The organism is Massilia sp. LC238, assembly GCF_000735635.1.
Lineage (GTDB): Bacteria > Pseudomonadota > Gammaproteobacteria > Burkholderiales > Burkholderiaceae_D > Telluria > Telluria varians.
In genome coordinates this window covers 21,278-33,972 of sequence record NZ_JNNN01000062.1, presented here as the reverse complement: position 1 = coordinate 33,972, position 12,695 = coordinate 21,278, and the positions used below count along the sequence as shown (strand labels likewise).

The following is a 12,695-nucleotide window of genomic DNA, read 5'->3' as shown; positions in this document are numbered from 1 at the left end:
CCTTTATTTTCCGCGCGCCTGCACGAGGGCACGGTCCACGGTGCCGAAGTTCTGGCCGAGGAAGGCGCGCAGCGTGGCGCGTGCGCCTTCCGCATCCGTGCCCTCGTAGGGCACGGCGATCGCGACCATGGCGCCGTCGTCGCCGCGGAACTGCAGCTTGCCCTGCGCCTGGCGCAGCTTGCCTGCGACATTGCTGGTCGTGTAGCGGCCGTCGACCCACAGCACTTGCCAGACCAGCAGCGGTCCGCCCGGCCCTTGCAGCACGGCTTCACGCAGCGGCAGCTGGCCGGCGCCGGTTTGCTCGGTGCGCTGGCTGGCGGCGGTCTGGTGGAAGGGGCTCTTTTCACCTGCCAGGCGGTTGACGGAGCTGATCAGGCCTTTCTGCTTGTTCTGGTTGCGGTAGTACAGCACCTGCAGCAGGACCGGACGCCCTTCGGGCGATCGGTAGGCGCGTGCCACGCGTGCGTCCGGCTCCATGTAGTCGACCTGCCAGTCCGGGAATCCCGCCGCCACCGGCCAGGCCAGCTCCGGAACGGACAGCGCCACCGGCCGCGGATCATGATTGGCGCGGTCATTGAACGCCGCGAAGGCCGGCCAGGCGGCGGCGACCGCCACAACGGCCACCGCAACCGGCACCAGCGACTTTGCCGGGCCATGGGACACGCGCGGTGCCGCGACCGTGGCGTGGCCGGGCTGCGGCGCAACCGGGACTGCGGGCTTGTCGTCCTCGCGCCAGTAGCTGCCGACCCAGAACATGAGGAACATGATCAGGCCGAAGAACAGCCAGCCGTAGACCAGGTGGTCGACGCCGGTGGCCAGTTCCATGCCGCTGGTATGGCCGATCATCACGATGCCGTAGGCGCGCAGCCAGTTGGCGACGATCGGCACCACGACCGCCATGCCGATGAAGACGGCGCGCCGCAGGTTCGACTGGTAGGTCAGGTAGGCATACAGGCAGCCCAGCGTGATCGAGGAGATCAGGTAGCGGATGCCGCTGCAGGCCTCGACCACCGACCAGCTGCCGGTGGGCAGCTCGAAACGGGTGCCGTTGCGCAGCACCGGGATACCGGTGGCCTGGACCGCCCACACCGTGAAGTCGGCGGTATGCTGGATCAGGGGGCCGACGAACACCTCGCCGAAGGGCACCGCGAACAGCAGGAACAGCAGCGGGAAGGTGAATTTCGCCGCCAGGCGCGGGCCCAGCAGCGTGAGCGCGGCCAGCGGCATCATCGCCACGAAGGCGTACTGCATCACGACCCCGACGTCGCCCATGCGCCCGGCCAGCCAGGCCGCGCCGGCGCCGGCCATCAGCACCAGCCCCGGCCACCAGGGCCGCGCCGGGATGCGCGCGAACCAGGCGCGCTGGCGCCAGATCAGCCACAGGCTGACCGGGAGGATCACGTAGCCGTGGGCGAAGGTCTCGGAACTGTTCCAGATCCCGACCATCGACGCCGCGGTGCCGTAGAACAGCAGGATCGGGGCCAGCAGGGCGACGGCCAGCGCGACGATGCTGGCGCGCGCCTGCGCGGCCGGGAGCGGGAGAGAGCCAGGTGCGGCATGTGCGGCGGCCTGGTCGATGCCAGGCGGAGGTTTCAGGAACATTCGAGTCGCTCCCCGATGCAGGCCAGGTTGCTCGGCCAGCTGTACTTGCGTTCAACCCTGGCGCGTGCGGCCAGGCCCATGTCGTTGCCGCTGCGGGCCAGCAGCTGCGCCACCGCCTCGACGAAACCGGCGGCGTCCTGCGCCAGCACCAGCTCGCGGCCCGGCTCGGCCTCGATGCCCTCCAGCGCCTGCGGCGTCACCACCACCGGCGTGGCCATCGCCATCGCCTCGAGCACCTTGTTCTGGATGCCGCGCGCGATGCGCAGCGGCGCCACCGCGGCGCGCGCATGCTTGATATACGGGCGCACGTCCGGCACGGTGCCGGTGACCACGATGTTCGGCTGCTTCGCCAGTTCCTGTACCGCTGGGGCCGGACGGGCGCCGACGATGTAGAAACGCAGTTCGGGGAAGCGCGCGCGCAGCAGCGGCATCGCCTCGCTAGCGAACCACTGCACCGCATCCACGTTCGGCCAGTAGTCCATGGCGCCGGTGAACACGATGGCCTGCTCGCCCTCCTTGAAGGGAGAAGGGCCGGCGGCATCGGGCGCGAAGTACTCGGTGTCGACGCCGTTGCTGAAGAAGCCGATGCGCGCATCGCTCTCGGGAGCCAGCTGGCGGAACAGGTCCGCTTCCGGCGCCGACACGAACAGCGAGGCATCGTAGTCGCGCGCCACCTGGCGCTCGTAGGACAGCAGCTGGCGCGCCTCGTGGCGGTACAGCCAGCTCATCGGCCAGGATTTCTTGTCGGCGTACTGGCGCCACTTGTCGGAGTCGACGTCGCAGAAGTCGACCACGCGGCGTGCGTTCGGGTACTTGTCGGCGTACTGGGCCATCGCCGAGGAGAACACCAGCACCCGCTGGATCCTGTGGGCGGCGACGGTCTGGTCGACCCAGCGCGCCAGGCCGGCGTCGCGGTAGTAGTCGAGCGAGAGCGAGCGCTTCTTGACCAGCGCGCCCAGGCTGCGCACGCGCGCCAGGGTCGGATTGAGGGCTGCGAAATGGCTGCTTGCGCACATCTTCTCGACGGTCGGCACGTGCTGCCAGTCGTCGGGATCGTCCACGAAAGTCGCCAGGTGCACCTTGTAGTCGCGCGCCAGGTGCTTGAGCAGGTGGTAGGAACGGATCTTGTCGCCCTTGTTGGGCGGGTAGGGGATCCGGTGGATCAGCAGCAGCAGGTCTTCCACGTCTTATCCCAGGTTGCGCACGATATAGGGGCCGAGGAAGTTCGCCACCGGCAGCGGCAGCTTCTTCCACATCTTGATGAACAACTGGTACTTCGGATTCAGCGGGTTATTGTCCGGCAGCTTGTCCGAGGCATACAGCTTGTATTCGTAGGGGAGCGGCGTGGCGGTGAAGCCCCAGTTCTTCTTGAAGTCGTAGGCGCCGGTGCCCAGCTTGCTGCGGCCGTAGTCGAAGATGCGGCAACCGCGCGCGGCGGCGGCCTGCATCAGGTTCCAGTACATGAAGTCGTTGCCCGCCACTTCGCGCGCCAGGTCCATGCCGCCGCCGTAGTAGGGCACGACCTCGTCGCGCCAGTAGAAGGACAGCACCGAGGCCACCAGGCGGTCGTCTTCCGTGTAGATGCTGCGCACTTCGCATTCGTCGCCGAAGGTCTGCTTCAGCAGGGCGAAGTATTTTTTCGGGAACACCGGGGTGCCCAGGCGCAGCACGCTGTTGGCATAGGCCTCGAACATGCGGTCGACGTTGTCCTCGACCACGCCCTTCAGGCCCAGCTTGATCCCCTTGCGCACCATGGCGCGCTGCTTGCGCGGGATGGCGTTCATGTTGGCCTCGTCGTCGGCGCTGATCTCCTTGCGGAAGGTGACGTACAGCTCCTTGGTGTGCCAGCTGGCGTCGTCCGGGTGGGCGCGGGTCATGCCGCGGTACTCGAGGTGGCCGACGCCCAGCTCGCGCGCCAGCTTGTCGGCGGCCTCGTCGAGCAGCAGGCGGGCGCCATCGTCGATGGCGGCCACGCCGCCGTACACGCAGAAGGGCATCGCGCCCAGCGAGTGGCCGAACAGGCGGCTCTTGATTTCGGCCAGCGGCAGCACGCCCTGGATCTGGCCGTCCTGCTGGACGTAGTAGAACCAGGTCTTGATGCCGAAGGACTCTTCGATGACCTTCTGCCAGCCCGACAGGTGGAAGAAGGTCGCGTCCGGGCAGGCGCGTACGAAAGCATCCCAGCGCGCGCGTTCGTGCGGCTGCAGGAGGTGGAGGGTTTGCGGTCCGGTGGCGAGCACCGGGGCGGCGCGCTTGGCCTGTGCCGCTTCAATGATCGAGTTCATGCCGTGCTATGCCTTGTTGGTGTTGTTGTCTTGCGTCGGTGCTGCAGGGGTGGTTATCGTTGGTCGAGGAAGATGCGGTCCATGCGGTCCCAGGCGAAGTCGCGCGCCAGCTGCTCGAGGCGGCCTTCCATGCGCTCGATGTTCACGTAGTGGCGGAAGCGCGACTTGGCGTCCAGCCCTTGCGGGCGCGGCTGGCCCGGGTCGAGTTCCCAGGGATGGAAGTAGAACAGGGCCGGCTGGCGGTCTTCGCGGTTCACCTTCTGCATCATCCAGCGCGACAGCGCGTAGGGCAGCAGGCGGAAGTAGCCGCCGCCGCCGGCCGGCAGGTTCCGGCCCAGCATGTTGACGGTGGTGACCGGGACTTCCAGCAGGCCGTCCGGGCCGTGCGGGTAGAAAGCGAAGCGCGGCGCGTCCGGCATGCCGTAGTGGTCATGGGCGATCGGGTAGATGCTCGAGCTGTAGCGGTAGCCGGCTTCCTGCAGCGCTTCCAGCGCCCACAGGTTGGCGTGGCCGATCGAGAAGCTCGGCGCACGGTAGCCCAGCACGGCCTGGCCGCCGATGTCTTCCAGCAGGGCCTTGCTGGATCGGATGTCGTTGTCGAACTGTTCCCGGCTCTGGTCCGAGGCGCGCAGGTGGCCGTAGCCGTGGCTGGCCAGCTCGTGGCCGGCGACGACGATACTGCGCACCATGGCTGGGTAGCGCTCGGCGATCCAGCCCAGCGTGAAGAAGGTGGCCTTCACGCCGTGGCGTTCGTAGATGGCCAGGATGCGTTCCATGTTGGCCTCGACGCGGCATTCGCGCGAAGGCCAGGAGTCGCGGTCGATGTAGGGAGCGAAGGCCGAGACCTGGAAATAGTCCTCGACGTCGCAGGTCATCGCATTCCTGATGCGCTCGCCCGGAGCGGGAGCGGGGCGGGCGACGGGTTCGTAGGCTTTCATTCCTGGTTGTCCATGTGCTGGGCCGCCGCGCCCTGGGGCGTGGCGACGATTTTCTTCAGGATCGACAGTACCGAGACGATCGACTTCTCGAGACGCATCATGCGTTCGTCGAGCACCTCCACGCTGGCGGCGCGGCGGTCGCCCATGCGGGTATCGACCGTGCGCAGCTCGCTTTGCTGCAGGGCGCCGGCGTCCGGCGTGCCCATGACCTCGGGCAGCTGGTATTCCTCGGCGATGTCGCGCACCACGGTGTTGATGTCGGCTTCGCCGAACGCGTGCATCTCTTCCAGGTAGCCCATCAGGAGCACCCGGTCCATCAGGGTATTGGTCTTGCGCGGGATGCCGCCGCTGTAGCCGAAGATCGCCGCGTGCGCGCCGTCGTCGAAGGCGGGGTCGCCCTGCCAGCCGACCGTGGCCAGGCGGTGCTCGACGTAGGCGCGGGTTTCCTGCGCGTCCATCGGTCCCAGGTGGTAGCTGGCGATCACGCGCTGGCGCAGCTGCTGCATGCCGGGGCTGTGCAGGGTGGCGCGGAATTCCGGCTGGCCCAGCAGGAAGGTCTGCAGCAGCGAGCGGTCGTCGGTCTGGAAGTTCGACAGCATGCGCAGTTCCTCGACCGTGCGCGCGTTCAGGTTCTGGGCTTCGTCGATCACGAGCAAGGCGCGCTTGCCCTGGCGGTCGACGCCGCGCAGGAACTGTTCCAGGCGATTGAGCAGCTCGGCCTTGCTGGCGCCTTCATACGGCAGGCCGAAGCTCGACACCACCATGCGCAGGGTGTCTTCCGGATCGAGGCTGGTGTTGACGATGTGGGCGGCGACGATCTGGTCGGTCGGGATCTTGTTGAGCAGGTTGCGCACCAGGGTGGTCTTGCCGGCGCCGACTTCACCGGTGATGACGATGAAGCCCTCGCCCTGCGACAGGCCGTACTCGAGGTAGGCCATGGCGCGCTTGTGGCCCTTGCTGCCGAAGAAGAAGTGGGGGTCCGGGCGCAGCTGGAAAGGCTTGGCGGACAGCCCGTAGTAAGTCTCGTACATCGCGTGCGGCTCCTTAAAACTGGGCGGACAGGCTGGCGGAAATGGAATTTTCGTAGAACGGCCCACTGCTGCGGCCGAGACGGCCATAGGTGCCGAAGCGGCGGTTCAGGTCGACCGCCGCGCGCACCTCGCGGCTCAGCTGGTGTGTGAGCCCGAGCCTGAAGTCGCGCCGGGTGTCGACGACATCGGTAGTCAGTGAGCGGCTGCGTCCCCAGCCGACCACGGCGAGCGCGCTGGTGCGTGGGCTCAGGCGGTAGTTGAGGTTGGCGGTCGCGTCGTGCTGGCGGACGTTGTCGTTGCGTCCACCCACCTGGGTCCCCAGCAGAACACTGTCGCTCTGCTCGTTCGACAGGGCGATGCGTTCGCTGCTGGACAGGGACAGCACGCCGCTGGTACGCGCCATCTTGAAAGCCATCGATCCCAGCAGCTGCTTCTGGCGGAAATAACGGTTGCTCAGGAAGTTGACGTTCTCGGAGATGCTGGGAGGCAGGCCGGTGTCGCGGATGTAGGCGGCGACCGCCTGCTGACGTGCGACCGGGTCGGTGATGGAAGCGGCAAACAGCCGGTCCAGCAGCTCGGTGGTGTCGATCGTGGAAGGCAGCAGGAACTGTTCGCGCGCGGTGGTCACGCCATCGTTGTAGGCCAGGTTCCAGGAGGTGCGGCGACTGCGGTGGAGCAGGGAAAAGCTGCCGGTCTGGCCGTAGAAATGGCGGCCGAGCGCCGCGCTCAGGTTGGTGCGCTGTGACGGCGTCCAGTTGAAGCCGACCGACCAGTTGCGTCCGGCGGTGTCGTTGCCAAGGCCTACGAACTGGTAATTATCGTAGCCCACCGTGGCGGTCAGGGCGAAGCGCCTGGTAAGCGCGTAGCGCACATTGGCGGTCGTGCTCTCGCTCGAAGTCTCGCCATTGTAGGTATCGTCCAGGTCCTGGCGCACATGGGTCAGGCCCCAGCCTACCTGATTGAAGGCCGGGCCGCTGGCCAGGCTCGCACTGACGCTGTCGCTGCTGCTGTTGCCGAAGCCGCGTGCACCCCGTCCACCTTCCACCCGGTCGCGCGCATAGCGCATCGCCAGGGTTGCCGTCCTTCCGTAACGATGTTCGAGATAGGGGCTGACGCGCCAGGTCTTGACCTTGGCCTGGTTGGCCGAAAGGTAGGGCGCATCCTCGACCCGGGGACCGAAGACGGAGACGTTGTTCGGCCTGGCCGAGGCGCTGGCGTCGACGTACAGGAAGTCCTTGGCCAGCGTGCCACGGCCCGATACGGCATATTCGAAGCTGTGGTCGAGCGTGTCGCGCAGGTCGTCGTCGCGGTAATCGAAATGACGCCATTGCGCCGTGCCGTTGAGGACAAGGCGCGGGCCGGTCTTGAGGAAGGATAAGGAGGGCGTGAGCTCGCTGATGAACTGCGACCGTTTCAGGTCCTTGCCTTCCTGGTAAAAATTGTCGGTGTAGCGCTCGGTCAGCGTGAGCGCCGGCACCACGCGCCAGTCGGCGCGGCACTCGGATGCCAGCAGCATCGCTGCGATTGCGAGCGGCGCCAGGCGCGGCATGCGTGCCACGCCGGCACGCAGCTCACCCATAGTGGTAATCATACGTTTCTTCGATGCCGGGGATGTCCCTGGTCTTGTTATAGATAAGGTTGACGTTGGGGCAGCCCTCGAGCTGGCGCAGCGCTTCGCCGACCGCGTGCTGGGTGGTTTTCTGAGCTTCCACCACCACCACGATCTGGCCCATGTGGCTGGCCAGGGCGCGCGCTTCGCTGGTGAGCAGCAGCGGCGGCGAGTCGAAGATCACGACCCGGTCCGGGTAGCGGTTGGCGATCTCCTGCACCAGGTTGGCCATGGTCGAGCTGGCGAGCAGCTCGGTGGCGCGCGGGGTGCTGGTGCCGGCGGCCAGGATGCTCAGGGTGTCGACGTTGGTGCGCAGCAGGACGTCCGAGACGTCGAGCTTGTCGTCCACCAGCAGGTCCATCAGGCCGCGCTGGGCCGGCAGGCCGAGCGTGCCCAGCACCGAAGGGCGGGCCACGTCGGCATCCACCAGCAGCACGGTGTGGTCGAGTTCCATGGCGATGCTCATCGCCAGGTTGATGGCGCAATAGGTCTTGCCTTCGCCCGGCAGCGAGCTGGTCACCATGATCAGGTTGGCCGGATTCTCGCGCGGCTGGCGTTCGTCGAAGGCGCGCTTGAGCAGGGGGCGCTTGATGATGCGGAAATCCTCCACCAGCGAAGTACGGCCGCCGGCAGCGGTCACCATGCCGCTGGCGCGCATCTTGGCCAGGTCGAGTTCCACCTTGCGGGTCTGGCGCCGCGGCGCGGCATCGGCTTCGAGGACCGGGGCCGCGGCAGCCGCTGCGGACGCGCTGGCTGTCGGGGCGCTTGGGGGCGCAGGCGGCAGCACCGGCGCCGTGGCGACGACCGGTTCGAGGACGTCGAGGTCGGCCGCTTCCACGGCATGCGATACAGCCAGCTGCGCCGGCATCGGCGCCGGCGCCTGGACCGGCGCGGCCTGGCCGCGTTCCTGGTCGATGCGGCGCGCCGCTTTTTCGATAATGCTCACGTCTGCTCCTTGATCGGTTACAGGCCCGGGCGGACCAGGATGGCGGTCACGCCGGCGCCGTAGATGGCCAGCAGCACCGCCACGGCGGCGCCCAGGGCAACCAGGCGGCGCTTGCGGCGGACGGTCTGCTGTTCGGTCCAGTTCATGCTGATCGAGCCGAGGATCGGCAGGCCGGTCACCTCGCGCAGGGCGGCCTGGCTCAGGAAGGTCGGACGCAGCTGGCTCATCAGGAAGGCCGAGGCCAGGCCGGCGACCAGCGCGCCGACGAACACCAGCGAGAACAGGCGCAGGCGGTTCGGCCCGGACGGCAGCAGCGGCGCGGTCGGCGGGTCGATCACGCGGAAGGTGAGCATGTCGGTGGCCGAGGACAGGTCGCCCGACAGCTTGGCCGACTCGCGGCGTTGCACCAGCTGCTGGTAGTTCTCGCGGTTGACTGCGTAGTCGCGGTTGAGCTGGGCCAGCTGCGCCTCGATCTCGGGGGCCTGGCTGCTCTGGGCGCGCAGGCGCGCCACGCGTGCCGAGTGTTCGCTGACCCGCGCCTGCAGCGCGGCCACGCGCGCCTCGGCTTCCGACAGCGCCACGTTCATCTGCTGCAGCATCGGGCTGTAGCCGGCGCCCGGGTCGGCGCTCGGCTTGCGGTTCTTGGCCAGTTCCTGCTTGCGCGCGACGAGCTGGTCGAGCAGGCGGGCGTTGGCGATGATGTCGGGATGCGCTTCGGTGTACTGGGTACGCAGGCCGTCCAGGGTCTTGGTGACGGCGGCGATACGCGACTCGAGTTCCGGGTCGGTGATCGGGATCGGGGCGGCCTCGCCCGGGGCGGCTTCGCCGGCGATGCGGCGGCGGATCGCGTTGCGGGCCTGCTCGGCTTCGGCCAGTTCCAGGCGTGCGCTGTTCAGCGCTTCGCTGGCAGCCATCATGCGCGAACCGAAGTCGCCGCCTTCCGACGGCAGCATGCCCAGGTTGCGGATCTTGAATTCCTTCAGGCTGTTCTCGGCCGCCGCCAGCTTTTCCTCGTAATTGCGGATCTGGTCGTCGATGAACTGGACCGCCTTCTCGGAGTCCTGCTTCTTGCCGCCGAAGCTGCCTTCGACAAAGATGGTCAGCAGCGACTGCACCACGTCCTTGCCCAGCTTCGGATCGGGGGCGGTGTAGCTGATGGTATAGATGTCGTCGCGCTCGGTGCCGGCGATCTTGATCTTCTCCATCAGCTCTTCGACGATCTCGTCGTGCTCCTTGGCGTTCTTGGCCTTGACGTCGAGGTCGACCATGCGCATCACGCGTTCCACGTTCGGTCGGCTGATCAGGGTGCGGCGCATGTACAGCACCTGCTGGTCGAGGTTCGGCAGCGTGGTCATGCCCGACAGCAGAGGCTTGAGGATGCTCTGGGTATCGACGTAGACGCGCGCCGAGGTTTCGTACTGGTTGGGCAGTTTCAGGACCACCACCCAGCCGACAATGGCCACGGCCCAGGTGATGAAGACTGCATGCCAGCGGTACTTCCCGATTGCCTTGAGGAAGTTAAGGATTGCGGCTGTGATATCTGCCATGTGTGGATTCTCGCCTAAGAGATTGCCGGTGATTTGGCAAGCTCATCAATCAATAAAAATGTCAAATAGTCTGCATGATCGCTTGTTGACTGAGCAATTGCAATTGCGGGTCGGAAAAATAGGCGGCAGACGCGACAAAAATGGTGGTCCATGCAACACAAGTTCCCAACCACAATAAACATTTGACGGTTTTTCCATGAATTCAGCGTTAAAAAGTTATGTGATAGCAACATTTAGCCATGGAAATGCTGTTTGGCTGTACATTGTGTTGCCACCTCATCCCTCCGCTCGCGTACACTCATGACCGTTTCTTTAACGAAAATTGCCCTGTGTCAAATACGTATTTTAATGTCGGAAAGACAAAAGTGCCCACACGATTGATTCTTGTTCGAAACCTTGCTGCGGCGCCCAAAACGTCCAGGAGAATCGCGCTGCACGTGCTCCTGCACTCCCTCGTCCTGGCCGTCGCCGCTACCGTTCCAGGCGCGGCCATGGCCCAGAACTTGCCTCGTACGGTGGCGCAGATCAAGCCTTCGGTGGTCGGCGTCGGCAGCCTGCTCAAGACCCGCCAGCCTGCCGTCGTGTTCGTCGGCACCGGCTTCGCCGTCGGCGATGGCCTGAGCATCATTACCAATGCCCACGCCATCCCGAAGCAGCTCGATACCGCGCGCAAGGAAGAGCTGGGAATCGTGATCGGCGGCGAGGGCGCCTCCGTCAGCTTCCGTCCGGCGCGCCTGGTGGCGCTGGACGCGGAACACGACCTGGCCCACCTGCGCCTGTCCGGCGCGCCGCTAGCCCCGCTGGCCCTGGCCGCCGACGACAGCGTGGCCGAAGGGCAGGAACTGGCATTTACCGGCTACCCGCTGGGCATGCGCCTGGGCCTGCATGCGGCGACCCACCGCGCACTGCTGGCCGCGATCACGCCGGTGGTGCGGCCCTCGCTGAATTCGCGCCAGCTCGACGCGCGCGCGATCACCCAGCTGCAGCGCTCGCCGTTCCGGATCTACCAGCTCGACGGCACCGCCTATCCCGGCAACAGCGGCAGCCCTCTGTTCCGGCCCGACGACGGCAGCGTGGTCGGGGTGATCAATATGGTATTCCTGAAGGGTTTGCGGGAAAGCGCGGTATCGGACCCGAGCGGCATCACCTACGCCATTCCGGTGCGCCACGTGCGCGAACTCCTGCAGCGCCCGCAGTAAGGCGGCAAGCCAGGGACTGGCGCGCGCGCCACAAGTATTTCAATTGTGCAGGTGTTGCCGAAGTGCTATGGTATAGAATTATGCTCAACAATATTGCATGCATGCGGCAGCCGACCAGGCGCCATGCCAACCCGAGGATTTTGACGTGAGCACGAACATGACCCCCAAGATCAAGCGCGCGGCCCAGGCTGTCGCGATCAGCTGCCTGTTCATCCTGGGCGGCTGCGCCAGCAACCTGCCGGCGCTGCCTTCAACCGAAGCGGTGAACCCGGAATACCTGATCGGCCCGGGTGATGCGATCAATATCATCGTGTGGCGCAATCCGGAAGTGTCGATGTCGGTGCCGGTCCGTCCGGATGGCAAGATCACCACGCCGCTGGTGGAAGACCTGCCGGCCGCCGGCAAGACATCGACCCAGCTGGCGCGCGACATCGAGGCGGCACTCGCCAAGTTCATCCAGCAACCGGTCGTGACCGTAGTCGTCACGAACTTCGTCGGTAATTACAGCGAGCAGATCCGCGTCATCGGCCAGGCAGCCCGTCCGCAGGCTCTGCCGTATCGCAGGGACATGTCTCTGATGGATGTGCTGATTGCCGTGGGTGGCGTGACCGAATTCGCGTCCGGCAACCGCGCCAGCCTGATCCGCACCGTGGACGGCAAGCAGCAGCAATACCGCGTGCGCCTCGACGACCTGATCAAGGACGGTGACATCACGGCCAACATCCAAATGCGCCCGGGCGACGTGCTGGTCATTCCTGAGAGTTTCCTTTAAGGCATTCTTAGCCACTGTCGAAAAATCTGACACAAGGATCTAAAATCTCGCTAGACTGCATGCTTAAACGATGAGCAGTTCTCCTATCTTCCTGTTTTTTAGCGAGTTTTAGGAAGCAGTGCAACACGGCATGTTTTTTGCTTATCTGAAACGCATGCCGTTGTGGCAAATCATATCAATGTGAGGATAGACACCGTGTCCACCGAAAACCAAGCAGGGCGCCCTGCAGAGGCTGCTCCGATGACCCCGCAGGGCGCGGCGCGGCGCCGCCTGGCGAAGGCTGGGCTCGGTGCGGCCGGCGTGCTGTGGACGACCCGGAGCCATGCGTTCGATTTCAAATGCGTTTCCGCATCGGCGGCCCTTTCCGCAGGCCTGAATAGCAATACGCCGGATGACGCGGTGGCTTGCGCAGGCAAGTCGCCGGGCTACTGGAAGAACCACGGCGGCTGGCCGGTGTCGACGACGACGCTGTTCGGCGACGTGTTCAGCTGTTCCAGCAGGACAACAAGCACCTATGGTGCGACGACGCTGATCAAGATGCTCAGCAAGCGCGATTTCGACAAGTCGAACCTGGGCATGCACCTGACGGCAGCTTACCTGAACGTCAAGTCCGGAAGAATCGGTTTCCTGTCGGAGCGCAGCTTGCAGCAAATGTGGCGTGAGTTGCAGACTTCTGGTCACTACGAGCCGGCACGAGGTGTGTTCTGGGATATTGAAACTACCAAGAAATACCTCGAGTCCACTTACAAGGGCGATCGCACATAAG

Annotated in this window: 11 protein-coding genes; 3 read left to right on the top strand and 8 right to left on the bottom strand. The window is 65.6% G+C overall.

Annotated features, from left to right (window positions below; translation table 11 throughout):
• Window positions 1-3: 3 nt before the first annotated feature.
• From xrtA to FG94_RS16620, 8 genes are read right to left on the bottom strand one after another with little or no spacing between them, the layout of a single operon-like run.
• Window positions 4-1,602, bottom strand: a complete 1,599-nt coding sequence (gene xrtA, locus FG94_RS16655) for an exosortase A (RefSeq protein ID WP_036214001.1) — start codon at window positions 1,600-1,602, stop codon at window positions 4-6.
• Window positions 1,593-2,786, bottom strand: coding sequence for a TIGR03087 family PEP-CTERM/XrtA system glycosyltransferase (locus FG94_RS16650; protein ID WP_036213998.1), 1,194 nt, complete (start codon window positions 2,784-2,786; stop codon window positions 1,593-1,595). Before FG94_RS16650 ends, xrtA begins: the two co-directional genes overlap by 10 nt.
• A 3-nt stretch (window positions 2,787-2,789) precedes the next feature.
• Entirely contained in the window at window positions 2,790-3,887 is a 1,098-nt protein-coding gene (locus FG94_RS16645) for a FemAB family XrtA/PEP-CTERM system-associated protein (RefSeq protein ID WP_036213997.1), read from the bottom strand.
• A gap of 53 nt (window positions 3,888-3,940) precedes the next feature.
• Entirely contained in the window at window positions 3,941-4,825 is an 885-nt protein-coding gene (locus FG94_RS16640; RefSeq protein ID WP_036213995.1) for an XrtA system polysaccharide deacetylase, read from the bottom strand.
• The gene (locus FG94_RS16635; protein WP_036213993.1) at window positions 4,822-5,856 is read right to left on the bottom strand and encodes an XrtA/PEP-CTERM system-associated ATPase; all 1,035 of its coding nucleotides are present in this window, start codon (window positions 5,854-5,856) and stop codon (window positions 4,822-4,824) included. The genes FG94_RS16640 and FG94_RS16635 overlap by 4 nt, the downstream gene beginning before the upstream one ends.
• 13 nt (window positions 5,857-5,869) lie before the next feature.
• Window positions 5,870-7,447, bottom strand: coding sequence for a TIGR03016 family PEP-CTERM system-associated outer membrane protein (locus tag FG94_RS16630; protein ID WP_229445970.1), 1,578 nt, complete (start codon window positions 7,445-7,447; stop codon window positions 5,870-5,872).
• Complete coding sequence (locus FG94_RS16625; RefSeq protein WP_036213992.1) at window positions 7,428-8,411, bottom strand: XrtA-associated tyrosine autokinase; 984 nt, start codon at window positions 8,409-8,411, stop codon at window positions 7,428-7,430. Before FG94_RS16625 ends, FG94_RS16630 begins: the two co-directional genes overlap by 20 nt.
• Window positions 8,412-8,428: 17 nt before the next feature.
• The gene (locus tag FG94_RS16620; RefSeq protein ID WP_036213991.1) at window positions 8,429-9,958 is read right to left on the bottom strand and encodes an XrtA system polysaccharide chain length determinant; all 1,530 of its coding nucleotides are present in this window, start codon (window positions 9,956-9,958) and stop codon (window positions 8,429-8,431) included.
• A 437-nt stretch (window positions 9,959-10,395) separates the two neighbouring features.
• Between FG94_RS16620 and FG94_RS16615 the strand changes: the two genes are divergently transcribed.
• The 3 genes from FG94_RS16615 (at window position 10,396) to FG94_RS16605 (ending at window position 12,694) form a co-directional block, all read left to right on the top strand.
• Window positions 10,396-11,157 carry a serine protease gene (locus tag FG94_RS16615; protein WP_229445969.1) on the top strand — a complete coding sequence of 254 codons (762 nt, stop codon included), beginning with the start codon at window positions 10,396-10,398 and terminating at the stop codon, window positions 11,155-11,157.
• Between the two features lie 157 nt (window positions 11,158-11,314).
• Window positions 11,315-11,929 (top strand): XrtA/PEP-CTERM system exopolysaccharide export protein, encoded by a 615-nt coding sequence (locus FG94_RS16610; RefSeq protein WP_036213990.1) that lies wholly within the window; start codon window positions 11,315-11,317, stop codon window positions 11,927-11,929.
• Window positions 11,930-12,124: 195 nt separating this feature from the next.
• Window positions 12,125-12,694: a hypothetical protein gene (locus FG94_RS16605; RefSeq protein WP_152571015.1), complete on the top strand. Its 570-nt coding sequence runs from the start codon at window positions 12,125-12,127 to the stop codon at window positions 12,692-12,694.
• Window position 12,695 lies beyond the last annotated feature (1 nt).